The organism is Saccharopolyspora aridisoli, from assembly GCF_004348445.1.
GTDB classification, from domain to species: domain Bacteria; phylum Actinomycetota; class Actinomycetes; order Mycobacteriales; family Pseudonocardiaceae; genus Saccharopolyspora; species Saccharopolyspora aridisoli.
Genome location: NZ_SMKV01000030.1, coordinates 35,338 through 59,744, shown reverse-complemented (window position 1 = coordinate 59,744; position 24,407 = coordinate 35,338). Strand labels below are relative to the sequence as shown.

General features: G+C 70.6%; 23 protein-coding genes. 12 read left to right on the top strand and 11 right to left on the bottom strand.

The window, feature by feature from the left end; translation table 11 throughout:
• Positions 1 to 157 precede the first annotated feature (157 nt).
• The 6 genes from pqqE to E1161_RS20715 all read right to left on the bottom strand — a co-directional run bounded on the left by pqqE (position 158) and on the right by E1161_RS20715 (position 4,813).
• Entirely contained in the window at positions 158 to 1,252 is a 1,095-nt protein-coding gene (gene pqqE, locus E1161_RS20740; protein WP_132625833.1) for a pyrroloquinoline quinone biosynthesis protein PqqE, read from the bottom strand.
• Positions 1,249 to 1,515: a pyrroloquinoline quinone biosynthesis peptide chaperone PqqD gene (gene pqqD / locus E1161_RS20735; protein ID WP_132625831.1), complete on the bottom strand. Its 267-nt coding sequence runs from the start codon at positions 1,513 to 1,515 to the stop codon at positions 1,249 to 1,251. The genes pqqE and pqqD overlap by 4 nt, the downstream gene beginning before the upstream one ends.
• Positions 1,515 to 2,210, bottom strand: coding sequence for a pyrroloquinoline-quinone synthase PqqC (gene pqqC / locus E1161_RS20730; protein WP_132625829.1), 696 nt, complete (start codon positions 2,208 to 2,210; stop codon positions 1,515 to 1,517). The genes pqqD and pqqC overlap by 1 nt, the downstream gene beginning before the upstream one ends.
• On the bottom strand, positions 2,207 to 3,100 hold the full coding sequence (pqqB, locus tag E1161_RS20725) for a pyrroloquinoline quinone biosynthesis protein PqqB (RefSeq protein WP_132625827.1): 894 nt from the start codon (positions 3,098 to 3,100) through the stop codon (positions 2,207 to 2,209). Before pqqB ends, pqqC begins: the two co-directional genes overlap by 4 nt.
• Positions 3,101 to 3,105: 5 nt before the next feature.
• Entirely contained in the window at positions 3,106 to 3,177 is a 72-nt protein-coding gene (gene pqqA, locus E1161_RS28720; RefSeq protein ID WP_132625851.1) for a pyrroloquinoline quinone precursor peptide PqqA, read from the bottom strand.
• A gap of 181 nt (positions 3,178 to 3,358) precedes the next feature.
• Positions 3,359 to 4,813 (bottom strand): DNA-binding protein, encoded by a 1,455-nt coding sequence (locus E1161_RS20715; RefSeq protein ID WP_235875178.1) that lies wholly within the window; start codon positions 4,811 to 4,813, stop codon positions 3,359 to 3,361.
• A gap of 415 nt (positions 4,814 to 5,228) precedes the next feature.
• Between E1161_RS20715 and E1161_RS20710 the strand changes: the two genes are divergently transcribed.
• Positions 5,229 to 6,140 carry a LysR family transcriptional regulator gene (locus E1161_RS20710; RefSeq protein ID WP_132625825.1) on the top strand — a complete coding sequence of 304 codons (912 nt, stop codon included), beginning with the start codon at positions 5,229 to 5,231 and terminating at the stop codon, positions 6,138 to 6,140.
• Positions 6,141 to 6,460: 320 nt separating this feature from the next.
• On the opposite strand, the gene E1161_RS20705 is transcribed toward E1161_RS20710, so the two are convergent.
• Positions 6,461 to 7,477: an L-idonate 5-dehydrogenase gene (locus E1161_RS20705; protein ID WP_132625823.1), complete on the bottom strand. Its 1,017-nt coding sequence runs from the start codon at positions 7,475 to 7,477 to the stop codon at positions 6,461 to 6,463.
• Complete coding sequence (locus E1161_RS20700) at positions 7,474 to 8,805, bottom strand: MFS transporter (RefSeq protein WP_132625821.1); 1,332 nt, start codon at positions 8,803 to 8,805, stop codon at positions 7,474 to 7,476. The genes E1161_RS20705 and E1161_RS20700 overlap by 4 nt, the downstream gene beginning before the upstream one ends.
• A gap of 97 nt (positions 8,806 to 8,902) precedes the next feature.
• On the opposite strand from E1161_RS20700, the gene E1161_RS20695 reads away from it, so the two are divergent.
• Positions 8,903 to 9,610, top strand: coding sequence for a GntR family transcriptional regulator (locus E1161_RS20695; RefSeq protein WP_132625819.1), 708 nt, complete (start codon positions 8,903 to 8,905; stop codon positions 9,608 to 9,610).
• 7 nt (positions 9,611 to 9,617) lie between these two features.
• On the opposite strand, the gene E1161_RS20690 is transcribed toward E1161_RS20695, so the two are convergent.
• Together E1161_RS20690 and E1161_RS20685 are read right to left on the bottom strand one after the other, a co-directional pair.
• Entirely contained in the window at positions 9,618 to 10,415 is a 798-nt protein-coding gene (locus tag E1161_RS20690; protein ID WP_132625817.1) for a DUF6807 domain-containing protein, read from the bottom strand.
• Positions 10,403 to 11,494: a Gfo/Idh/MocA family protein gene (locus E1161_RS20685; protein ID WP_132625815.1), complete on the bottom strand. Its 1,092-nt coding sequence runs from the start codon at positions 11,492 to 11,494 to the stop codon at positions 10,403 to 10,405. Before E1161_RS20685 ends, E1161_RS20690 begins: the two co-directional genes overlap by 13 nt.
• A 167-nt stretch (positions 11,495 to 11,661) precedes the next feature.
• On the opposite strand from E1161_RS20685, the gene E1161_RS20680 reads away from it, so the two are divergent.
• The 9 genes from E1161_RS20680 (at position 11,662) to E1161_RS20640 (ending at position 22,130) form a co-directional block, all read left to right on the top strand.
• Positions 11,662 to 13,029 carry an MFS transporter gene (locus E1161_RS20680; protein WP_207920320.1) on the top strand — a complete coding sequence of 456 codons (1,368 nt, stop codon included), beginning with the start codon at positions 11,662 to 11,664 and terminating at the stop codon, positions 13,027 to 13,029.
• 50 nt (positions 13,030 to 13,079) lie between these two features.
• Positions 13,080 to 14,087 (top strand): LacI family DNA-binding transcriptional regulator, encoded by a 1,008-nt coding sequence (locus E1161_RS20675; RefSeq protein WP_132625811.1) that lies wholly within the window; start codon positions 13,080 to 13,082, stop codon positions 14,085 to 14,087.
• 72 nt (positions 14,088 to 14,159) lie between these two features.
• A complete protein-coding gene (locus tag E1161_RS20670) occupies positions 14,160 to 15,308 on the top strand; it encodes a Gfo/Idh/MocA family protein (RefSeq protein WP_132625809.1) in 1,149 nt (382 codons plus the stop codon).
• Positions 15,305 to 16,459, top strand: coding sequence for a dihydrodipicolinate synthase family protein (locus tag E1161_RS20665; protein WP_132625807.1), 1,155 nt, complete (start codon positions 15,305 to 15,307; stop codon positions 16,457 to 16,459). Before E1161_RS20670 ends, E1161_RS20665 begins: the two co-directional genes overlap by 4 nt.
• A complete protein-coding gene (locus tag E1161_RS20660) occupies positions 16,456 to 17,298 on the top strand; it encodes a sugar phosphate isomerase/epimerase family protein (RefSeq protein ID WP_132625805.1) in 843 nt (280 codons plus the stop codon). The genes E1161_RS20665 and E1161_RS20660 overlap by 4 nt, the downstream gene beginning before the upstream one ends.
• A gap of 216 nt (positions 17,299 to 17,514) precedes the next feature.
• Entirely contained in the window at positions 17,515 to 18,498 is a 984-nt protein-coding gene (locus E1161_RS20655) for a Gfo/Idh/MocA family protein (RefSeq protein ID WP_132625803.1), read from the top strand.
• Complete coding sequence (locus E1161_RS20650) at positions 18,495 to 19,373, top strand: TIM barrel protein (protein ID WP_132625801.1); 879 nt, start codon at positions 18,495 to 18,497, stop codon at positions 19,371 to 19,373. Before E1161_RS20655 ends, E1161_RS20650 begins: the two co-directional genes overlap by 4 nt.
• 267 nt (positions 19,374 to 19,640) lie before the next feature.
• Positions 19,641 to 20,459, top strand: coding sequence for an SDR family oxidoreductase (locus tag E1161_RS20645; RefSeq protein WP_132625799.1), 819 nt, complete (start codon positions 19,641 to 19,643; stop codon positions 20,457 to 20,459).
• Positions 20,460 to 20,636: 177 nt separating this feature from the next.
• Positions 20,637 to 22,130 carry a flavin-containing monooxygenase gene (locus E1161_RS20640; RefSeq protein ID WP_132625798.1) on the top strand — a complete coding sequence of 498 codons (1,494 nt, stop codon included), beginning with the start codon at positions 20,637 to 20,639 and terminating at the stop codon, positions 22,128 to 22,130.
• On the opposite strand, the gene E1161_RS20635 is transcribed toward E1161_RS20640, so the two are convergent.
• Positions 22,082 to 23,014 (bottom strand): excalibur calcium-binding domain-containing protein, encoded by a 933-nt coding sequence (locus E1161_RS20635; RefSeq protein WP_132625796.1) that lies wholly within the window; start codon positions 23,012 to 23,014, stop codon positions 22,082 to 22,084. The two genes, E1161_RS20640 and E1161_RS20635, sit on opposite strands and share 49 nt — an antisense overlap.
• 296 nt (positions 23,015 to 23,310) lie before the next feature.
• Between E1161_RS20635 and E1161_RS20630 the strand changes: the two genes are divergently transcribed.
• Complete coding sequence (locus E1161_RS20630) at positions 23,311 to 24,303, top strand: LacI family DNA-binding transcriptional regulator (RefSeq protein ID WP_132625794.1); 993 nt, start codon at positions 23,311 to 23,313, stop codon at positions 24,301 to 24,303.
• The last annotated feature ends 104 nt before the right edge of the window (positions 24,304 to 24,407 follow it).

Below are 24,407 nucleotides of genomic sequence, written 5' to 3'. Positions count from 1 at the left end.
GCCTCGCTCCGCCACCGGCCTGGTCCGACCCATCACGCCGGGTCGGGACCGGTCCGTTCCGCCCACCCTCGCGCGCCGGTTCCGGAGTGGACAACGAATCCGGTACCGGCGGCGGGTGATCAGACACGAACGGCCGGGTTTCGGTGACGAACCGCGGTCACTCCGCAGCCGCGCGCGGGCGGCGGTAGACCGGTTCGGGAGCGGCACCGGAGGTCTCGTTGGCGCGATCCACCGCGTCCTGCACGAGGTGGTGGTCCGGCGAGAAGGTGCACACCGGGTCGGTGCGCGAGGCGTCGCCTGTCAGCGCGTACGCCTGGCACCGGCAGCCGCCGAAGTCGATCTCCTTCCGGGAGCAGCTGCGGCACGGGTCCGGCATCCAGTCGGTTCCCCGGTATTCCTGGAACGCCGGCGATTTCGCCCAGATCCAGTCGAGCGGGTGCGCCAGCACCGACGGGAAGTCGAGGGTGTCGATGTCAGCGGCGACTGGGCACGGGTACACCGACCCGTCCGGTGCGACGGTCAGCGCGGTGCGCGCCCAGCCGCCCATGCACGGCTTCGGGTAGGGCTCGTAGTAGTCCGGCAAGATCCACAGCAGCTCCATCCGGCCGGCCAGCTCGGCCTTCCGCCGGTGGTAGACCTCCTCCGCCGCGCCGAGCTGTTCGCGACTGGGCAGCAGCAGGTCCCGGTTGCGCAGCCCCCAGCCGTAGTACTGGGTGTTGGCCAGTTCCAGCCGTTCGGCTCCCCACGACTCGCAGACGCCGATGATGGCGTCGAGCCGGTCGAGGTTGAGCCGGTGCAGCACGACGTTCATGTTCAGCGGCAGCCCGGAGTCGATGATGATCCGCGCGGCCTCGCGCTTCTTGTCGAACCGCCTGGTGGCGGCCACGAGTTCGCTCGCCTCGGCGGTGTCGCCCTGGATGCTCAGCTGCACGCTGTTGAGCCCGGCCGCGACCAGCGATTTCGCCCGCTCCTCGGTGAACCCGAGGCCGCTGGTGATCAGGTTCGTGTAGAGCTCGCAGCCGCGCGCCTCGGCGACCAACTCGGCGAGGTCGCCGCGCACCAGGGGCTCACCGCCGGAGAAGTGCACCTGCACCACCCCGAGGTCGGCGGCTTCGCGGATCACCCGCAGCCAGTCCTCGGTACCGATCTCCTCGTCCCGCTGGCGCAGCTCCAGCGGGTTGGAGCAGTACAGGCAGTGCAGCGGGCACTGGTGGGTCACTTCAGCCAGCAACCCGTAGGGCGCGGGGGTCATCCGGACACCACCCAACCTTGGTCGTGCGCGTCGTTGAGGAACGTCAGCACTTCGTCGATGAGCCCGCTGGCACCGAACTCCTCCTCCAGCCGGTCGACGACATCCCGCACGGACCGCGTGCCGTCGCACAGCCGCAGGATCGCCGCGCCCGAGGCGTTGAGCCGCACCACGCGTTCCGGCAGCAGCAGCAGGTCGGCGTCGCGGACCTTGTCGCGCTTGAGCATCGCCTTGGGCACCAGGCGCGGTGTGCTCCCGACGTCCATCACTCCGCCTTGCCGTGAGCGAGCTGCACCGCGTCGAGCAGGGTCCACAGCACGTCGCACTTGAACTCCAGGGCACGCACGCACGCCTCCTGCTGCTCCCGGGTCCGGGCGTTGTCGAGCACCAGTCCGAGCAGGTGCGCGATGTCGGCGGGCTGCTGGGTCAGCCGGGTCCGGAAGTACTCCAGGCCGCGCGAGTCCAGCCACGGGTAGTGCTTCTGCACGTCGACGATGCGGCGGCTGAGCAGGTCGGGCGCGAACAGCTCGGTCATCGCCGAGGCCACCGCCTCCAGCCACGGCTTGTGCCTGCAGAAGTCGACGTAGGCGTCCACGGCGAAGCGGACGCCGGGCAGCACGGTGCGGGTGTCGTAGAGCTCGTCCCGGGTGAGTCCGACGGCTTCGCCGAGCCGGACCCAGCGCTCGATGCCGCCTTCGACCTCAGCGGTGCCGTCGTGGTCGGTGATGCGCTTGATCCACTTCCGGCGCTCGGCGCCGTTGGGCAGCTTGGTGAGGATGAAGGCGTCCTTCACCGGCAGGTTGATCTGGTAGAAGAAGCGGTTTCGCACCCAGCCGCGGAACTCCTCCTCGGTCAGGTCACCGGCGTGCATCCGCTCGTTGAACGGGTGCAGGTGGTGGTAGCGCGCCTCGCCGACCGCGCGCAACTCCGCCTCGAACTCCTCCGACGACCAGGGCCTCATAGTTCGACCTCCAGACCCGCACGTCCCACCTCGATGCCCAGCGCCGCGAGTTCTGCTCGCTCAGCTGATCCCTCGTCGAGGATGGGATTGGTGTTGTTGACGTGGACGTAGATCTTGCGGCGGGCGGGCAGCGCGGCCAGGTGCCGAGCCGAACCGTCCGCACCGCTGACGGGCATGTGGCCCATGGACCTGCCGGGCCGGTCGCCGGTTCCGTGACGGGACATCTCGTCGTCGGTCCAGAAGGTGCCGTCGACGAACACGCAGTCGGCGTCGGCGACCTGCTCGGCGAAGTGCTCGTCCCAACTCGGCACGGTCGGGGCGTAGACGGCGGTTCCGCCGCTCACCTGGTCGTGCAGCACGTAGCCGGTCTCCCAATCACCGGGCCCGGCGTGGTGCCCGACGTAGCGCGGTGGTTTGCTCCCGGTGGCGAACGCCGTCACCCGGAGCCGTTCGTCGAGGTCGATGGGCTTGCCGATGTGCACCGTCCGCCACCGCACGTCGGCGTAGTCGGAGACCAGGTCTCGCACCGGGAAGTGGTCGGTGAGCGCGGCCAGCACGGGTGCCGTGCCGAAGACCTCCAGCGAAGAGCCCTCCCGGAGCACCAGGAGCCCGATCGTGTGATCGAACTCTGCGTCGGTGAGCAGCACTCCGGCCACCGGCGTCTCCCTCGGCCCGGGACCGGGGTGCAGGCTGGGGTCGGCGTTGATCTGGTGGTGCACGTCGGGTGTCGCGTTGAGCAGGAACCAGCGGTCACCGGTGCCGGAGACCGCGAGGCCCGCGTGCGCCGAAGCGCGCTCCGGCGCGGTGCGGACCTCGCGGCATCCGGGGCACGCGCAGTTCCACTGCGGGTACCCGCCACCTGCCGCGACTCCCAGGCAGTGGACGAGCACGGCCGTCAGAGCTGGTGGTAGTAGCCGGTGACTTCGGCGCAGACGTCGATCACCGTGTACTCAGGGGTCTCCCACATCGTGATTTCCTCCTCGGTTCCGCGTTCCAGCAGTTCACAGCCTCAGCGATCGGTCGCTGCGGTGACAACCGATCGCCGACCGGCGGCGCGGAAGTCCCAACGAACGGCATCGCCGCGACGACGAGCGGTGCACGTCGAGCTGCGCCCGATCACGTCGTCCGGCAGCGCGCGGTTGCGCCGGTCAAACGCCCAGCAGTCGGCGGATTTCGGGGGCGTGGCGCCGGGAGACCGGAACGAGCTCGGGCACGCGCGGGTCGGTGACGAGGAACAGCTCGCCCTTGGTGCCGCGTTCGACCTCGGCGACCCGGCGGAGGTTGACCAGGAAGCGGCGGTGCACGCGGCGGAAGCCGTGGCGGCTCAGCGCTTGGTCGACGTGGTCCAAGCCCCTGGTGGCGGCCAGGATCCGGCCGCGGTCGGTGCTGAGCCAGACGGTGTTGCGGTCCGCTTCGGCGTAGCGGACCTCCGAGGGCGCGAGCAGTACCAGGCGGTCGTTGCGGACGCCGATGACCCGGGGTGGCATGGGCACGGCCGTGCCCTCTCCCGCGCGGCCGTAGGGCTCGCCTTCCTGCAGGCCGAACGCGCAGAGCATCCCGACCACGCGGCCGGCCTCCGTGATCGGCCGCAGCGTCGCGGGAACCGCGCCGTCACCGGCGACCCCCAGCTGTGCGTATCCGCTCCACTGCGGGTTCTGCGCCGCCCGTCCCGCCGCCCAGCGCACGACATCGGACAGTTCGGCGATGTCCGGTCGGGACCGCTCGGCAGGTTCCATCGCGCCGCGCGAGGCCGGGGCGTCGGCCGGCAGGTGCAGCATGGACAGGGCGGCGTCGTTGGCCGCGACGACCTGACCGCCCCGGTCGAGGGCGACCAGCGGGCCGCTGTGGTCGGTGTGCTCCCGCTTGAACGCCGTGCACACCCGCTTGGCCTCGTCGACGGCCCTGCGGTGGACCTCCTGCTCGATGCAGGACGCGGCCTTCTGCAGCCATCCCGGAACCTCCGGGGAGAGCTTCGCGCCCCAACGGGAGATGTTGATCGAGGCGATCGCCGATCCGGTCACCACGTCGCGGATGGCGATGCCCGCGCACGCCCACTGGTGGAAGCCCTCGCACCAGTGCTCGGCGCCGGTGACCGTGACCGGGCCGGTGACCTCGAAGGACGTGCCCATCCCGTTGGTGCCGGTGCACTGCTCCGACCACGACGACCAGGGCGCCATGTTGGACAGCTCGGCCCGGCGGCGGGCCGACGGGTCGCCCCAGGTGCCGAGGATGCGCCCGGAGCCGTCGGTGACCGCGACGACCCCGCCGTCGAGTTCGACGTCCCGCCCGGCCAGGGCGCCGAGCCCGCCGAGCTGGGTGAAGATGACGTCGTTGTCCGGCCCTTGGTCGTGGTAACCGGGGGCCGGCGGAGCGGCGTCGAGCGAGGGGTCCACTTCGTACTGATCACGGCAGCGGTACCAGGAGGCGAGGATGTCGGGCCGCACGTCGGAGGTGATGTCCTCACCGGTCGCGAACGCCTCCCACGCCCTGGTGACCTTCGACGCGGTGGTCAGCGAATCCTCGCCAGGCGTGCTCGACGCAATTCCCAACGGCGGGACCAAGCCGGCCATCACGACCTCCTCGTCGCACATCGCATCCGCCATCGACCCAGCGGACCGTGACTCCGATCACGCTAACGGGGGTTAACGTTCCGGGGCAAGGACGGCCATCCACTTGCAGCAGTCACCGCGGGTGCCGTTGATCTAGTCATCCGCGCAGGCAGTACACCGATCGGGCGTTCCTCGATCCGCCGATCCCCGCTCCGGACATCGACTCCCACGGTTCCGCACTCCCCCTCTCGACACCCCCGCCGGGGGAGGCCGCCCTCGGTCCGCCGAGGACGTGCGGGTCGCGTGGGAGACTCAGCACGACACCGCCATCGATGGCCTCGGCAAGCTCGACGACGGCAGGCGCAACGAGCCGCGGCGGCTCGCCCAGCTGATCCTGCTTGCACCACCTCATCCGCCACGGCGGCTGAGGCGCCACCGCTGCCGTGGCCGGACGATTAGCATCGCGCGCATGCTCCTGCGGCAACTGGAATACCTGACGACCCTGGCGCGCGAGAAGCACTTCGCCCGCGCCGCAGAGGCGTGCTACATCTCGCAACCGGCCATGTCGGCTGCGATCCGCAAGCTCGAAGCCGAACTGCACGTCCAGATCATCCAGCGGGGGAACCGGTTCATCGGCTTCACCCCGGAGGGCGAGCGGATCCTGAAGTGGGCCTACCGCATCCTCGCCGAGCGGGACGCGCTGATCGAGGACGTCGGGGCGATGCGGGAAGGGCTCAGCGGACGGCTGCGGATCGGGTGCATCCCGACAGCGCTGTGCGTGGTGCCGAACCTGACGTCGCTGCTGTGCCAGGACCAGCCCCGGGTGCGGGTGCAGGTGAGCTCGATGACCTCCATCGAGATCCAGCGGGGTCTGTCGCAGTACGGGCTCGACGTCGGCGTGACCTACATCGACAACGAGCCGCTGACCGGCGTCCGCACGGTTCCGCTCTACAGCGAGCGCTACCTGCTCCTGGCCGCCGAGGAGGACCTCGACGACGGGGAGTCGGCGACCTGGTCGGAGGCCGCCGAGCACCCGCTGTGCCTGCTGTCGGAGGACATGCAGAACCGGCGCATCCTCAACTCGGTGTTCGAGCAGGCCAGGGTGAAGCCGCAACCGGCGGTGGAGACGAACTCCATCAGCGCGCTCTACGCGCACGTGCGCGAGGGACCGTGGGCCACCGTGCTGCCCCACTCGTGGCTCCTGCGCTTCGGGATTCCGGAGGGCATGCGCGCGGTCCCACTGTCGGAGCCGCAGATCAGCAAGACGATCGGACTGGTGCTGCACGACCGCGACCCGGAACCCATCCTCGCCAGGGCGTTCGTCGACACCGCCCGGAGGGTCGACCTGGACGAACTCCTCGACGCCACCACCCCAGCCTGAGCAGCACCGCGTCACCTACCCGGAGCGCCCTCGGCCGCGTACTCCTCTGCGAATGGGCCTTGGCCGTCGAGCAACGCTGGTGGTCGTCGACGATCACCAGCGTTGCTCGACGGCCTCGGAGGCGATGCGGGAACCGCGCTCCGAACGGGTCCGGTTCGTCAGCGGGGCGGGCACTCCGGCAGCGGCTCCGGCTCTGCGGCGCGACCCCGCCGTTCGGTCGGCTCGCCGAGGCGGGTGGAGCTGGCGGTTTGACCGAACACGCCGGACACCGTTCCCGTTGCAGACCCCGGTAATCGGGTTTGCAAGGCGGTCCGGGGTGGTTACTCGGTCAGGTCCAGGAGGACTTTGCTGCTGCCGGTGGTGCGGTCGGCTGCTGTTTCGAGGGCTTCGGCGGCTCGTTCCAGGGGGTAGGTGTGGGTGATGAGCGGGGTGATGTCCAGGCCCTCGGCCAGGGCTGCGAGGGCGTCGGTGATCTCGTCCGCGAAGCGGTAGGAGCCGGTCCAGGTGATCTCGCGGGTCACCAGGTCGCCGAGCGCCGCCAAGGCTGGCTCACCGGGGAGGTTGCCGACCTGGACCACGGTTCCGCCGCGCGCGGTCGCGCGCAGCACGGGGCCGATGGCGGCGGGCGCGCCGGAGGCTTCGAAGGAGACGTCGACGTCCTCCGGCAGCGATTGCGTTGACAGATCGCGGGTTTCGCCCGCTCCCATGCGCTTGGCAATCTCCAACGAGGTTGCGGACAGGTCTGCGGCGATCACCGCGGACGCGCCCTGGTACTTCGCGGCGGCGACCACGAGCGCACCGATCGGCCCGGCACCGTTGACCAGAACCGTGCTGCCGCGCAGGGGTCCCGCCCGGTTCACCGCGTGCAGCGCGACGCCGAGCGGCTCGGCGAGCGCGCCCTGCTGCGTGGACACCCCGTCCGGCAACGGGCGCAGCTGCCCCACCGGAACAGTCCGGTACTGGCTGAAACCGCCGTCGGTGTGCGGGTCGAACGCCGCCGACCCGAAGTAGCGGACGTGCGGGTGCAGGTTGCTGCGCCCCTCCGGGTACGCGTGCTCCCCGACCAGCTCGGCCGGGTGCACGGTCACCGGCTGACCGACCTCCACACCCGAAACACCAGGCCCGAGGCCCGCCACCCGTCCGGCGACCTCGTGGCCGAGGATCATCGGGTGGCGCAGGACGGCCGTTCCGGTGCCTCCGTGGCGCCAGTAGGAGATGTCGGATCCGCAGATCCCACCCCACTCCAGCGCCAGCAGCACCTCGCCCCCACCGGGCACCGGGTCCGGTACCTCGTCGACGCGGACATCGCGGTTCCCATGGACCACAACGGCTTTCACAGCGCGTCCTCCAGCCGAACGAGGTCGCGGCCACGCGTCTCGGGCGACACCCAGGCGGAGACGAGGGTGATCAGCGAGTAGACGATGAGCATCGCGGCGATCGGCCACCAGTGCTGCGTCCACGCGGTCAGGCTCGCCGCCATGACCGGCCCGATCGCGGTGGCCAGCGTGCCGCCGATCTCCTTGGCCACGGCCAGCTGCGTGAACCGGGTGCGCGACCCGAACAGCTCGGCCATCGTGACGCTCTCCACCGCGAACAGGCCGAGCACGCCGATGTTGAGGCCGAGGACCATCGCGATCGTCAGCATGACCGTGTTCCCGCTGGCGATGGTCGCCATCATCGGCACCGCGATGATCGCGGTCACCAGGCTCAACGCCATGTAGACGGGGCGTCGGCCGAAGCGGTCACCGAGCAGTCCCACCAGCGGGATCGTGGCGAACCCCAGCAGCGAGCCGTAGACGATGGCGTTGGTCGGAACCGATCGGCTCACCGCCAGCGAGGAGGCGATGTACCCGACGAGGAAGGTCTGCACGAGACCGGAGTTGCCCGCCTGGCCGAAGCGCAGCCCGAGCGAGAGCAGGAACGCCCTGCCCTTGCGCTGCTTGAGACCGGACTCGATGGCACCCTCGGACTTCGGCTCGACGTCCTCGCGCTCCTCGAAGACCGGGCTCTCCTTGAGGTTCGACCGCATCCACACGCCGAACAGCAGCAGCACGAAGCTCAGCAGGAACGGCACCCGCCAACCCCAGGCGATGACCTGCTCCTCCGAGAGCACCAGCAGCAGCAACGCCCACAGGCCTGAAGCGGCCAGGGTGCCCGAGTTGGTTCCCAGCGACACCAGCGAGGAGATCAGGCCGCGTCGCTTGACCGGCGCGTACTCGACGAGCATCACCGTCGCCCCGGCGATCTCGGCACCCGCGCCGAAGCCCTGGACCAGCCGCAAAACGACCAGCAGGATCGGCGCCGCGATGCCGATCGTCTGGTACGGCGGCAGGACGCCGATGAGCGTGGTGGAAGCGCCCATGATCGTGATGGTCAGGAACAGGACCTTCTTGCGACCGATCCGGTCGCCCATCCGCCCGAAGTAGAAGGCTCCGACGAGCCGCGCGACGTAGCCGACACCGTAGGTGGCCATCGCCGCGATCAGCCCGATCGCGGGGCTGACGTCGGGGAAAAAGATCTTGTTGAACACGATGGCCGCCGCCAGCGAGTACAGCTGGAAGTCCATGAACTCCATCGCGGTACCCAGCCAACCCGACACGGCGGCCTTGCTCAGCTCGCGAGTAGATCTTCTCACGGCACCCGCCGTCTGGGTGCTGTCCGTCATCGTGCGCTCCTTTGCTCCACGCCGCCGACTGATGTGGCAGTGCTGGTATACAAGCACTGACCGATCAGTCGGGTCAACCCTCGTCTAATCTGACCCCGTGCCCGAACACAGGAAGCGCTCCAACCGCCGAGTCATCTACGAGACGCTGCGGCGCAAGGTGCTGACCCTGGAGCTCGAACCCGGCGAGGCCCTGTCGGAGAAAGACCTGGCCGCGGACCTGGGAGTGAGCCGCACGCCGGTGCGCGAAGGGCTGATCCTGCTCGCCGAAGAGGGCTTGGTGCAGGTGTTCCCGCAGATCGGCTCGTTCGTCTCCCGCGTGGACCCGCAGCGGGTTGCCGACGCTCAGTTCCTGCGCGAGGCCGTCGAGCTCACGGCGCTGGAGGACATGCCGGCCGACCTCGACGCCGAGCTGCTGGCCGAACTGGACGACAACCTCGCCCGCCAGCGCTCATCCGAGATCGACGTCGAGGAGTTCTTCGCCCTCGACGAGGAGTTCCACCGCGGACTGCTGCGCCTGTCCGGCCACGAACGCTCCTGGCCCACGGTCGTCTCGGCCAAGGGCCACCTCGACCGCGCTCGACGCCTCGGTCTCGAATCGAGCCCGCCTCAGGTCTACGCCGACCAGCACGTCGACATCCTCGACGCCATCCGAGCCCACGACTTGAACCGCGCCCGCGCCACCATGCGCACCCACCTCCGCGCGGTCTTCGCCGACATCGAGCACCTCCGCAACCGCAAGCCCGACCTCTTCGCCTCGGAAGACGACGCCACCCCAGTCCGCAAGAGCGTCATCGTCTGGCAGTGAGCAGCACTCAGGCGGTCGCCCATGACCCCGCTTCAGACGGGCTGAGGACGCCGTCGACGATGAGCACTCGCAGGTTCCGGGTCAGCGCGGCGCCGGGGTCCAGCCGGATCGGGTCTACCGCGGCGAGTTGGAGACCGACTCCCGGGTAGTCGTCGACCCGCGCGAACCACGGGTCGGCCTCACCCGCGAACACGAGGGTGAAATCGCGGTCCGCCCAGGCCAGCCACGGTGCTGCCGATCCGTGCACGGCTTGCTCGCCCTCCCCCTCCTCGGTGAACACCCGGGACGCTACAGCCGGAGGAAGCCGCCAGAACAGGCCGCCGTAGCCGGCTCCGGTGCGGCCGTTGGTCGCCGGGCTGCCCAGCGCTGCGGGACGGGTGGTGGCGTTGGTCAGGGTCGTGGTCACATCGAGCTGCCAACCGCGGACCGCCGGGTGGGCACGCACCCGCCGGGATTCCCGGAGCAACGTCCCGGCAGGCGTGCACCAGCGCAACGACTCGTCGAAACCCGCGTCAGACCAGGTCAGCGCAGTGCTCTCGATGCGGCCGCGGTCGGCGCGGTCGACGTAGCCCGCGTCGCGGACGTAGGTGGGGCCGCCCCAGAAGTTCCAGCCCTCGACGTCCTGCAGCGCCACCGAGAGCCCGAGGTGCCACGGGTGGTCGTCGGGGCAGGTGTCCGTGACGACCCGCCCGGCGAGGGTGCGGATCGGGTGCAGGTGCGGACGAGGCCCCAGCCGAGCGGGCAGCTCCGCACCGGAGCGGCGCTCGGCGACGACGACATCGCCGATCCGGATCACCTCAGCCACCGCACATCCACTTCGGACAACATCGTCAGCGACTCAGCTGATCGCACAACGGCTTCCGACACGCCCGGGATCACACGCAGGCGCTGAGCCGGGTCGTAGGAGCACGGGACCTCGCGCGGCTCGGGCGCCAGCCGCACCGCTTCGAGCACCCGCATGAACGGTTTGGCCGCCCCGGGAGGAGCCAGCAGCGGTTCGCCAAGACGGGTGTGGGCGATGAGGTTCGCCAGCAGGTCGGTCGCCGCGTGCTCGGTGACCTCCACCCCGTCCCGCGTCTCCAACCGGACCCGGTTCTCCCGGTACTCCAGGACGATCCGGCCCTTCGCGCCGTGGACCACCAGGTACGGCTCGACCACCTGATCCGCGCACAGCGTCACCGCCACCGTGATCGGCGTGCCGCGCGCTGTCACCAGTCGGAGGCAGGAGGTGTCGTCGGCCTCGATCGGATTCGCCCGGTACAGCTCCACCGACAGCTCGCGCGGCACCTCCTCCGCCGAGGCCCCGTCGATGGCCAGCGCGTTGGCGATCGCGTGCGCGAAGGGGTTGGTCAGCGCGCCGTCCACCACCGCCACCCCGTCCAGCGTGCGGCGCCCGGCCCAGCGGGCACGGCCGTAGTAGTCGGCATCGCGCTGCCACGCACCCGCCGCTCCGATCCCCAGCAGCTCGCCGATCGCCCCTTCCGCCAATAACTCCCGCGCGTAGGACAACGAGTGCGAACCGAGGCTCTGGAAACCGATCTGGCACGCGCGGCCCGTGGTCGCCAGCGACGCCGCGAGCCCGTCGAACTCCGCGAGCGTCGGTGTCGGCGGCTTCTCCAGCAGCACGTGCGAACCCGCCCTCGCCGCGGTCAGCGCCAGCTCGGAATGGGTGTGGATCGGGGTGCACACGATGGTCACGTCCGGCCGGGCCTTCTCCAGCAGCGCGGGCAGTTCCGGCTCGCTCGGGACACCGAGGTCGGTCTCCGGCGGCCGGGGATCGCAGATGCCGACCAACTCGACGTCGGGCATCCTCCCGATGTTGCGCAGGTGCCACCGGCCGTGCCCGTGCACGCCGGCCAGCACGACGGTCGTCGCAGCGCTCATCGTTTCCTCGCAAGTCCTCGGCTCCCGCGCATGGTAACCATCCGGGAAAGCGTATTCCAACAGCGCGCCGAATGGTTGACACCGACCCGGCGGGGGCTGTTCGATGGAAAGCGCTTACCAGCTGATCGGGACAACGGAGTGCCGAGGGGGCACAAGTGGCAACACGCATGAGCGCACAGCGCACGAGCGACTCCCGGAGCAGATCGCGCCGGGCCGCCGCCAGCGGATGGATCGGCAGCGCGCTGGAGTACTACGACTGGTTCGTCTACGCCCAGGCCGCCGCGCTGATCTTCCCCAGCATCTTCTTCCCAGGCGGGAACTCCACCGTGGCACTGGTCTCCTCGCTGGGCACCTACGCCGTCGGCTACGTCGCGCGCCCCATCGGCGCGGTCCTCTTCGGGCACTACGGCGACCGGCACGGGCGGAAGAACGTGCTGGTCCTGGCGATGCTGCTGATGGGCGTGTCGACCTTCGCCGTCGCACTGCTGCCTACCTACCACCAGGTCGGGCTGTGGGCGCCGGTCCTGCTGGTGCTGCTGCGGTTCGTGCAGGGCTTCGCCGTCGCGGGTGAGCTCAGCGGCGCGAGCGCGATGATCGCCGAGCACGCGCCGTTCGGCAGGCGCGGCTACTACACCAGCTTCAGCCTGCACGGAACGCAGGCGGGGCAGATCATCGCCGCGGCGGTGTTCCTCCCGCTGTCGGCGGTGCTGTCGGACCAGGCCTTCGACTCCTGGGGTTGGCGAATCCCGTTCCTGCTCAGCGCGGTGGTGGTCTTCGCCGGTTACGTGATCCGCCGCCGGGTCGAGGAGACCGAGGTCTTCACCAAGGCCGAGAACGCTCCCGTGCGAGCGCCGTTCGTCCAGGTCATGCGCGAGAGCGGAACCGACGTGCTGCGGGCGATCTGCATGACGCTGGTCAACGTGATCGGCGTGGTGGTGTCGGTGTTCGGCGCGGCCTACGCGACGCAGTCCGGCTACGGCATCGAGATGAGCAAGTCCGTCTACTTGTGGATCCCGGTGGTGGCGAACCTCGTCGCGCTGCCGTTCATCCCGTGGTTCGCGAGCCTGTCGGACCGAATCGGCCGCCGACCGCTGATGATCGTCGGCGCGCTCGGTTCGGGCGCGTTGTCCTTCGCCTACCTGTGGTCGGTCAGTCGCGGTGACGTGGCGCTGACCATCGTGCTGGCGATCCTGACCTGGGGGATCTTCTACCAGATCTGCAACGCCACCTTCGCCGCGTACTACCAGGAGCTGTTCCCGGCGCGCACCCGCGTCACCGGCTTCGCCATCGCGCAGAACGTCGGCCTGACCATCACGGCGTTCCTGCCCAGCATCTTCACCCTCGCCGCACCCCCGGGGTCGGCGAACGTCCCGCTGGTCGTCGGCGGGCTGTGCCTGGGCATCAACGTCATCGCAGCGTTCGCCGCGTGGTCGGCGCGGGAGACCCACCGGGTGCCGCTGGAGTCGCTGGGCGAGAAGGACGCGGTGCCGGTGCCGCGCGAGGAGTTCGACCGGCTGCGCTCCGAGGCGCGCTGATCGGCTGACGGTATCCTGGGGAAACGCACTCCCCAGGAAGAAGGAGCGCCGTGGCGGCACGAGCAGCGACCCTCACCGACGTCGCCAAGGAGGCTGGCGTCTCCCTCGCGACGGCCTCGCGCGCCCTCAACGGCAGCGATCGGGTGGTCCGCGCCGAGCTGCACGATCGCGTGCTGCGGGCCGCCACCCGGCTGGGCTACTCGCCGAACGCCCAGGCGCAGTCCATGGCGCGGGGTTCCACCGATCTGCTGGGACTGCTGGTCAACGACATCTCCGACCCCTACTTCTCCACGATCGCCGCGGGTCTGGCCAACGCCGCCGAGGAGCAGGGCCTGCTGGTGATGCTGTGCAGCACGGCCGGCCGCCCCGAGCGGGAGCTCGAACTCCTCGGGGCGCTGCGCCGCCAGCGCGGGCGCGCGATCGTGCTCGCAGGAAGCCGCACCGACGATCGCGCCCACCTGCGGGAACTCGCCGGTCAGCTCGATCCGTTCGTGGCGTCAGGGGGTCGCGTGGTGGCCGTCAGCGAACCGAAGCTGCCCGTCGACACCGTCGTGGTGGAGAACCGCCGAGGCGCGCAGGCCCTGGCCGCCGAGATCGCCGCGCTCGGCTACCGCAGGCCGGCGATCCTGACCGGCCCGGAGCACCTGCTGGTCTCCCGCGATCGGCGGGACGGGTTCACCTCGGGCTGGCCCTCGGGCGAGCCGGTGGTCGTGGCCGACGAGTTCTGCCGCGACGGCGGTTTCCGCGCGATGCACCGGCTGCTGGACTCCGGCGCCGAGGTCGACTGCGTGTTCGCGATCAACGACCTGATGGCCATGGGCGCGATGGCCGCCTGCCGCGAACGCGGCGTGGACGTGCCGCGGGACCTGGCGGTGGCGGGTTTCGACGACATCTCCACCCTGCGCGACGTCACCCCGGCGCTGACCACGGTTCGCCTGCCGCTGACCGACATGGGGCGCGAGGCGCTGGACCTCGTGCTCGCCTCCCCCACCGCGAAACCGAGGCGCCGCAAGGTCCGCGGCGAGGTCATCGTCCGCGAGAGCACTCCGCGGCGCTGACGCCCACTTGCATCCCGCTCCCGCTTCCGCCTACGGTTTCGGTAAGCGCTTTCCACACAGAGGGGGTTCGGCATGGCCGAGCGAAGGCTGGGCATCATCATGAACGGCGTCACCGGGCGCATGGGATACCGGCAGCACCTGGTCCGGTCGGTCCTGGCCATCCGGGAGCAAGGCGGGGTCGAGCTCTCCGACGGCAGCCGGGTGGTACCGGACCCGCTCCTCGTGGGACGCAACGAGGACAAGCTCCAGAAGATCGCCAAGAACCACGACATCGACCGCTGGAGCACCGATCTCGACGCCGCGCTGGCCGGACCGGACGAGGTGTACTTCGACTCCCAGCTGACCTCGGTCCGCGAGCGCGCGATCACCCGCGCGCTGGCGGCCGGGAAGCACGTCTACACCGAGAAGCCGGTCGCCGACGACGTCGAAGGCGCGCTGCGGCTGGCCCGGCTGGCGCGGGAATCCGGTGTGAGAACCGGCGTCGTGCACGACAAGCTGTACCTCCCGGGACTTCTCAAGCTGCGCCGGCTGGTCGAATCCGGGTTCTTCGGCCGGGTGCTGTCGGTGCGCGGCGAGTTCGGCTACTGGGTTTTCGAGGGCGACTTCCAGCCCGCGCAGCGGCCGAGCTGGAACTACCGCGCGGAGGACGGCGGCGGCATCGCCACCGACATGTTCCCGCACTGGAACTACGTGCTGGAGAACCTCTTCGGCCGGGTGGAGGCGGTGACGGCGAAGGTCGTCACGCACGTCCCCCAGCGCCTGGACGAGCGCGGCGAGCCCTACGCGGCGACCGCCGATGACGCCGCGTACGGGATCTTCGAGCTCGCGGGCGGGGTGGTCGCGCAGATCAACTCGTCGTGGACCACGCGGGTGCACCGCGACGAGCTGGTGGAGTTCCACGTCGACGGCACGCTCGGCAGCGCGGTCGCGGGACTGCACCGGTGCGTCGCGCAGCACCGGGTGCACACGCCCAAACCGGTGTGGAACCCGGACCTGGTGGAGGCCACGCCGTTCCGGCAGCAGTGGTCGCCGGTGCCCGACAACCAGGAATTCGACAACGGCTTCAAGGCGCAGTGGGAGCAGTTCCTGCGGCACCTGTGCGACGACGGCGACCACCCCTACGACTTCCTCGCGGGCGCGCGCGGGGTGAGGTTGGCCGAGGCAGGGCTGACGTCCTCCCGCGAGGGCCGTCGCGTCGAGCTGGGCGAGGTGGCACCGTGAGCCTGTTCCTCCCCCGCCCCGACGGCCGGTTGGTCGCGCACACCACGGGCTCCCCGCGCGAGTGGCCGAAGCCCGCGGGCCCGCTGCGCTCGCGTTCGGCGTTCGCGGCGGCGCACGTGGTTCCGAGGGTCCTCGGCGAGAACGTGCCGGGCGCGCCCGCCGACATCGACTGGGACGCGACGCTGTCCTACCGGCACCGGATCTGGTCCTACGGGCTCGGCGTCGCCGAGGCGATGGACACCGCGCAGCGCGGCATGGGAGTCGGCTGGCGGGAAGCCGCCGAGCTGGTGCGCCGTTCCGCGGCCGAGGCCCGTTCGGTCGGCGGGGTGATCGCGGCAGGCGCGGGCACCGACCACCTCACCGGGACCCCGACGCTGCCCGAGGTGCTCGCCGCCTACCGCGAGCAGGCGGAGGTCGTGGCGGGCGCGGGCGCGCGGGTGATCCTGATGGCCTCGCGCGCGCTGGCGGCGGTGGCCCGCTCGCCCGAGGACTACGCGCGGGTCTACGGGTCACTGCTGGACGAGGCCGACGATCCGGTGATATTGCACTGGCTGGGGCCGATGTTCGACCCGGCGTTGCGCGGCTACTGGGGCACCGACGACGTGCCGGCGGCGACGAAGACGGTCCTGGAGATCATCCGCGCCCGGCCGGAGAAGGTCGACGGGGTGAAGGTCTCGCTGCTGGACGCCGATCACGAGATCGCGCTGCGGCGGGAACTGCCCGAGGGCGTGCGGCTCTACACCGGGGACGACTTCAACTACCCGGATCTCATCGTCGGCTCGCGCGGCGAGTTCTCCGACGCGCTGCTGGGCATCTTCGCCGCCGTTCACCCGGCCGCCTCCGCGGCGATCCAGGCGCTCGACCGCGACGATCCGGCGACCGCTCAGTCCATCTTGGACAGCACGAGAGAGCTGGGAAGGCACATCTTCGAGGCGCCGACCTCCCACTACAAGACCGGGATCGCGTTCCTCTCCTGGCTCAACGGCCACCAGCCGGGGTTCACGATGGCGGGCGGCCTGCACGCGGGCCGATCGGTGCCGCACCTGGCCGAGGTGTTCCGGCTCGCCGACCGGGCGGGTCTGCTGGTCGATCCGCAAGCGGCCGAAGAGCGGATGCGCGGGTTCCTCGCGGTGAGCGGAGTGCAGCGATGAGCGATCTGACGAGGTTGTCGTTGAACACCGCGACGACGAAGCGGTGGACGCTGCGGGAGGCGGTCGACGGTGCCGTCCGCGCGGGCATCCCGTCGGTGGGCCTGTGGCGCGACAGGGTCGCCGAGGAGGGGTTGACCGAGTCGGCCAGGCTCGTGCGCGATGCGGGGCTGCGCGTGTCGAGCCTGTGCCGGGGCGGTTTCCTCACCGCCGCCGACGAGGCCGGCGCTCAGGCGGCTCTGGCCGACAACCGGGCGGCGATCGTGGAGGCCGCCGCGCTCGGCACGGACGCGTTGATCCTGGTCGTGGGCGGACTTCCCGAGGGCGATCGCGACCTGGCCGGTGCCCGCGCGCGGGTGGCCGAGCGGATCGCGGACCTGGTCCCGTTCGCCCGCGAGCACGGCGTCCGGCTCGTCCTGGAGCCGCTGCACCCGATGTACTGCGCCGACCGCGCGGTCATCTCCACCTTGGCCCAGGCCCTGGACCTCGCCGCCCCGCACCCGGCGGAGCAGGTGGCGGTTGTCGTGGACACCTTCCACGTCCACTGGGACCCTGCGCTGGCCGAGGGCATCGCCCGCGCTGGCCGGGAGAACCGCATCGCCTCCTACCAGGTCTGCGACTTCAACCTCCCGATCGCCCGGGACGCCCTGCTCTCCCGGGGCATGATGGGGGATGGAGTCGTCGACTTCGCCTCGATCACCAGCATGATCGACGCCGCCGGGTACACCGGTGACGTCGAGGTGGAGATCTTCAACGCCGAGATCTGGGACTCGCCCGGCGACCAGGTCCTTTCCGCCATGATCACCCGCTACGGCGATCTCGTCCTCCCGCATCTGACCTAACGCCTACTGCATCCGAACACCCACGTCAACCACTTGTCCGGACATTCGCACCTGTCGATCCAGGTCAACCCGGCACGATCCGCTCAACTCTCGTCCACAGTGGATGTTCGTCGCGGAACCGCTTCGCACGAACGGCTCTTGACATCGTTGTGATGCAGCGCACAGCATTGATCAGCGCCAACGCGTCTCCCTAGACGAATCGAGGCCCTCGCCGAGATGAAGATCGGAGTAGCCGGGGTCGGTCGAATCGGCTCCATGCACGCCACGAATCTCGCCGCACTCGACGAGATCGACGAACTGCTGCTCTTCGACCCGGCACCGGGCAGGGCCGAGGCCGCCGCCACCGACCTCGGCCCGCCCGCCGCAGCGGTGACCACTGTGGACGATCTCCTCCCGGCCGACGGGGTGGTGATCGCCACCCCGACCGGAACGCACCCCGACCTGGTGCGCACAGCCCTCGCTGCCGGAACAGCCGTCCTGTGCGAGAAACCCCTGGCACCGGACCTTCCCACGATGTCGGCCCTGGTCGACGAGATCGAGAGCTCCGGCGTCCCGGTGCTGGTCGGGTTCCAGCGCCGCTTCGACCCCGACACCGCTGAGGTGCACCGGCGGCTGCGCGACGGATCGGCCGGGTCGGTGTACCTCGTGCGTGCGGTGTGCAACGACCACCTGCCACCGCCGAGGGAGTTCGTGGCCACGTCGGGCGGGTTGTTCCGGGACTGCCTGATCCACGATCTCGACGCGGTGCCGTGGCTGCTCGGCGAACCGGTCACCGAGGTCTACGCCTCCGCATCGGTGCTAGTCGACGAGGCGTTCCGGGAGGTGGGCGACGTGGACAACGCGGTGGTGTCGCTGCGCTTCACCGGTGGCGCGCACGCGCTGCTCTCGGCCGCACGGCACGACCCGGTGGGATACGACTGCCGCCTGGAGGTCTTCGCCTCGCGCGACACGCTCAGCGTCGGACTCGACGAGCGCACCCCGCTCAACACCGTGTCGGGCACCGGTCCGCAGCGTCCGTGGACGTCCTTCACCGAGCGCTACCACGACGCCTACCTGCGGGAGACCCGCGTGTTCCTCGACGTCATCGCCGGCCGGGCCGTGAACCCCTCGCCGCCGAGGGAGGCGCTGGTAAGCCTGCGCCTCGCCGAGGCGTGCGAGGAGTCGCTGCGCGTCGGCAAGCCGGTGGAGGTGGGCGCATGACGTTCAAGGTCGCGGCCGCGCCGATCTCCTGGGGCGTGAGCGAAGTTCCCGGTTGGGGCCGGATCCTCGAACCCGAGCGGGTCCTCTCCGAGATGGCCGGGCTGGGCGTGCGCGCCACCGAGCTCGGACCGCCAGGTTACCTGCCGGATCCGCCGACCATCATCGGCAGGAACGGGCTGGAGCTGGTCGGCGGCTTCCTCGCCGTCCCGATGCACGACGCTTCAGCAGCGGACGGCAGCGTCGGGAAGGCGTCCGCGGCGGCGAAGAAGATCGCCGCCGGTGGGGGCGAGATCGTGGTGCTCGCGGCGGCGACGGGGCTCGACGGTTATGACGAACGGCCGCAGCTCGACGACGCGCAGTGGGCGACGCTCATCGACACCTGCCGCCGCGTCTCAGGAGTCGTGACCGCCGAGGGGCTGCGCGTCGCGTTCCACCCGCACGTCGGCACGCACGTGGAGACCGAAGCAGAGGTCGAGCGCTTCCTCGCCGACTCCCCGATGCCGCTGTGCCTGGACACCGGGCACCTGCTGGTCGGTGGGACGGACCCGGTCGCGCTTGCCGAGCGGCATCCCGCGCGCATCGGGCACATCCACCTCAAGGACGTCCGAGCCGATCTGGCCGTCGAGGTCCGCGCCGGGCGCATGAGTTTCACCGACGCCGTCGCGCGCGGTCTTTTCGTGCCGCTCGGTGACGGCGACGTGGACACCGAAGCCATGGTCCGCTCGGTGCACGCGGCCGGTTACCACGGCTGGTACGTGCTCGAGCAGGACACCGCGCTGGGGCCGGATGACGACGACTGCGGCCCCCGGCGCAACACCGCGCGCAGCCTGGTCCACCTGGACGCGGTGTTCTCGCGGATCCAGGAAGGCCGATGACCTCACACCGCAGACCTGCGACGACCTGATGGCAGGCAGCGCGGAGCTCGAAACCCTCAGCCGCGAACTCGAATCCGACTGACCCTGGCCAACCCCACCCCGACCCGATAGCCTACCAAGCACTTGCTCGCCCTTGATTCCAATGCGATCAGCCCCCCGATTTCCACTGGAACCAGGCATCCGATTTCCACTGGAGTCAGGTGGCGGGTTCCTACTGAGGGGCGGGTTCCCGCTGGAACCCGTGGTGGACGAGGTGAGGAGGCGAAGTTGGCGACGTTGCCGCTGTTCCGGCTCGATGGCCGGGTCGCGTTGGTGTCCGGGGCAGGGCGCGGGATCGGGGCCGCCACGGCGTTGGCGCTGGCGGAGGCCGGCGCGGACGTGGCGGTGCTGTCGCGAACGCCCGACCAGATCGAGGCGGTGGCCCAGCAGGTCCGCGAGCTGGGGCGACGCGCGGTGGCGATCCCCACCGACGCCGCAGACGCCGAAGCCGTGGCGGGGGCGGTGGCCCGGGTCGCCGAAGAGCTGGGCCGCATCGACGTCGTGGTGAGCGTGACGGGCGGGTCGATGCCCCGGCCGTTCACCAACACCCACGACGAGGCGCTGCGGAAGTCCTTCGAGAACAACGTCGTGCACGGGGTGCGCCTGGTGCGCGAAACCGTGCCGCACCTGGCGAAGTCGGACGCGGCGAGCGTGGTGATGGTCTCCAGCAGCACCGGGCACCTCGTCGGGCGCGGCTACCTCGCCTATGGCGCGGCCAAGGCGTCGCTCGACCACGCGGTGCGGATGATGGCCGCGGACCTCAACCCGCGCATCCGCGTCAACGCCGTCGCCCCTGGCGCGATCCTCACCGAGGCGCTGGAGGTCGTGGCCGCCGACCCGGAGATGAAAGCGACGTTGGAGAACCACACCCCGCTGCGCCGGATCGGCGCTCCCGAGGACATCGCCGCGGCGATCCTCTACCTCTCCGCCCCCGCCTCCTCCTACGTCACCGGCCAGGTCCTGGCGGTGGACGGCGGACTCGTCGCGCCGAACATGCCGCTGCCCATCCCGGACGTCGAGGCCGAAGTCGGTTCTGGTCAGAGCTGACCGGGCATGACCAACTCCGGCCATCGACGGTGCAGAACCTCCCCTCGCCGCGTCCGCGGACGCCACCCGGCATGCGGTATTCGCCGGTGAGCACCCGCCGGTAATTTCGAGGCGGGTGCAGGGACGGGAGCCGCCGTGCTCGCGCGGTCTCGCGCCGCCGCTGCGGGAGGAGCCGCCGTGCGTGATGACCTGGACGTGCTGATCGTGGGAGCCGGATTGGCCGGGATCGGCGCCGCGCACCAGCTCCAATCCGCCTTCCCCGGCCTGGACTACGCGATCCTCGAATCCCGCGATGCGCTCGGCGGGACCTGGGACCTGTTCCGCTACCCCGGCGTCCGCTCCGACTCGGACATGTTCACCATGGCCTACCGGTTCCGGCCGTGGCCCGGCGCGCAGTCCTTCGCGGGAGGCCCTGCGATCCGCGACTACGTCCGCGCGACCGCCGAAGACGCCGGCATCGACCGGCGGATCCGCTACCGGCACCGGGTGCTCAGCGCCTCATGGTCCAGCGACGACGCGCGCTGGACGGTGCTGGCCGAGCACGACGGCGAACAGGTGCGGCTGACCGCGAGGTTCCTCCACCTCTGCGCCGGTTACTACCACTACGAGCAGCCGCACGCGCCCGAGTTCCCCGGCATCGAGCGCTTCACCGGAACCGTGGTGCACCCGCAGCACTGGCCGCCGGACCTCGACCACGCGGGCAAGCAGGTCGTGGTGATCGGCAGCGGCGCCACCGCGATCACCCTGGTACCGGCGATGGCCGAGAACTCCGGGCACGTCACCATGCTGCAGCGCTCACCCAGCTACGTGGTGTCGGTGCCCGGTCAGGACCCGCTGCTGCTGCTCCTGCGCGGCAGCAGGCTCGGCGAACGCGCGACCTACGCCCTCGTGCGCTGGAAGAACATCCTCCACAGCGCGGGCTCGTACCGGTTGAGCAGGGCGTTCCCGAGGTGGATGAGCAAGGCGATCCGCAAGGCCGCCGCCGAGCGCCTCCCGGCGGGCTACGACGTCGACACGCACTTCAACCCCCGCTACGACCCGTGGGACCAGCGGATGTGCCTCGCACCCGACGGCGACCTCTTCGACGCGCTGAGCGGCGGCAGGGCCTCGGTGGTGACCGACCACGTCGAGGAGTTCACCCGGACCGGGCTCCGCCTCCGCTCCGGCGCCGAGCTCGACGCGGACATCGTCATCACGGCCACCGGGCTGCGGCTGCGCGCGTTCGGCGGCATCACCTTCACCGTCGACGGCCGCGAGGTCGCCCCGAGCGAGACGACCGTCTACAAGGGAGCGATGCTGTCCGGCATCCCCAACCTGGCCTTCACCTTCGGCTACACCAACCACAGCTGGACGCTCAAGGCCGATCTGGTGGGCGAGTTCGTCGTCAGGCTGCTGCGCCAGATGGGCCGCAACGGCCACGACCAGTGCGTTCCGGTGAAGGCGAGCCGGGGCGCGGAGCCGATGATCGAGAACTTCAGCTCCAACTACGTCCAGCGCGGCATCGACGCCTTCCCGCGCTCGGACGTCAGGGCTCCGTGGCGGGTCAAGATGGACTACTTCCACGACTTGCTGGTGCTGCGGCACGTGCCGGTCAGCGATCACAACCTCCGGTTCAGCCGGAATCAGCCGCACGCGATGCCGTCACCGTCGCTGTCCAGGGTGGACGAATAGCCGGTGTCGCCGCGCCGCAGGGGTGCGGCTCCGGCGGCCCTGGCCTGCTCGCAGTTGGCGTAGTAGGCGGGCAGGGCCTCCTCGTTCTGCGGCGGCACGGGCGCGGCCTGAGCGGCGCTGCACTGCTGACCCCACAGTCCGCGGCCCGCGGTCTTGGCCGTGGCCTGGGCCTGGGTGAGCTCCGAGGTGAGGCCCTCGGCCAGGAAGGCCTGCGGGTGGAGCCGGGCCGCGCCCTGCTGCAGGGCCAGCGACGAGTATTCGGCACCGCCGGGGAGGACCAGCGAGACCTCGGGTTCGGGACTGCGACCGCTGCTCCAGCCGACGCCGAAGGTGACCTGCACCGTCGCGTCGCGCAGCGCGCCTTCGGCGAACGCTCGCGCCTCGAAGCTCCAGCACTCCCCCGCCGCCGGAGCCTGCACTCCCGCGATGCGCACCACCTGCGGCTCCTGGCCGGGAACCTGGATGAGCACCCGGTCATCGTCGAGGACGTCGCGCACCAGCGCCCGGTCCCGCTGCGGCGGGGGTGCGAGGACCGGCTCGGGCGCGATCACCGACGGCGGCGGAGAGCTCGGCTCCCGCAGCACCTGCGGACCCGCTGGCTGGGCCCGCTGCTCCGGCCCGGACAGCCCGCCGACCACCAGCAGCGCGATCACCGCACCGAGCGCGCACGCCCCGGCGATCAGCGGAGCCTTCGCCGACTCGCCCTTCCGGTGCCAGTAGGCCGCGACCGCGGGCCAGAGCGTCACCGGCCAGAGGGCGCTCGCGACCAGCCCGGCCATCAGCCACGGCCACGCGCGCCCCTGCCTGGCCCGCTGCCGCCAGAGCAGCACGCTCATGACCACTGTCGCCACCATGCCGACCAGGTGGACGATCCCGAAGACCATCGGACCCCTCACTGCGCTCGCGTTCGCAACGATGATCCCTCACCCGTTCAGGCGGTCGCCGTCAGATCCCTCGGAACTCCACCCCACCGGAGCAACCCGTTCGCACCTCCACCACCGAAGAGCCGGGAGGGAACGTCGTCCCGCAGGCACGCGATGCGGTCCGACTGGATTCGGAAGAAAGGATTCCGTTACGCTATACGTATTCAGTTCACGTTCGGGCTCTTCGGCGGCTCAACGGGGCGCGCATCGGGCAGGAGTAGTATTCGTATGCAGCTACTCCGAGGGGAGCCAAGTCCTTGATCACCAGCCGCGATGTGGCCCGCCTGGCGGGTGTTTCGCAGCCGACGGTGTCCCGGGCCCTCCGCGGCGATCAGCGCGTTTCGGAGGCTACCCGGGAACGCGTCCAGCGCGCGGCCGATGCGCTCAACTACGTGCCGAGCGAGACCGGCCGCAGCCTGTCGACGCGGGTGACCAAGCGCATCGGGGTCGTGGTCACCGACCTCACCAACCCGTTCTACCCGCACCTGATCGGCCCGCTGCACGACGAGCTGGAGCAGCACGGCTACCGCATGATGCTGTTCACCGAGCGGTCCGAGACCGCCGTGGCCAGCCAGCGCCTGCTGGACCGCTCCATCGACGGCGTCGTGCTGGCGACCGCGACCATCGGGTCCCGGCTGCCCGACGACCTGCAACGGCGCGAGCTCCCGTTCGTCTTCCTCAACCGCGAAGCGGGAGGCCGCCCGGCCGACGCTGCGGTGGTGGACAACGAACTCGGTGGCCGGCTGGTCGCCCGCGAACTCGCCGGGCTCGGCCACCGCGACATCGCCCACATCGGCGGCCCGGCGGAGACCACCACCGGCCGCGAGCGCGAGATGGGCTTCCGCCTGGGGCTTTCCGAGGCCGGCATCGGCCTGCCCGAGGAGTCCGTGCGGCGCGGCCCCTTCGACTTCGACACGGGATACCGGGGACTCACCGAAATCCTGGCCGGACCGACCCGCCCCACGGCCGTGTTCTGCGGCAACGACGTGATCGCGATCGGCGCGTTCAACGCCGCCCGCGCCCACGGCGTGCGCATCCCCGAAGATCTCGCGCTCATCGGCTTCGACGACATCCCGATGGCGGCGTGGGAGGTGTTCGGACTCAGCACCGTGCACTACGACTTGGGAGAACTCGCCGAGGAAGCGGCCCGCCTGCTGGTCCGGCGCATCGAGTCCGACGACGACCCCGAGCCCCGGCGCACGCTGTTCACACCGGAGCTCGTCCTGCGCGCCACCCACGCCTCCCGCTGATCAGCGCACGGCGTGATCGTCGTGCCCCGCGGCACCGAGCGTGAACAGCGTCAGCCCGCTGACCGCCCATCGTTGGCGAAGGGACGCGCGGCCCGGTCTCGACG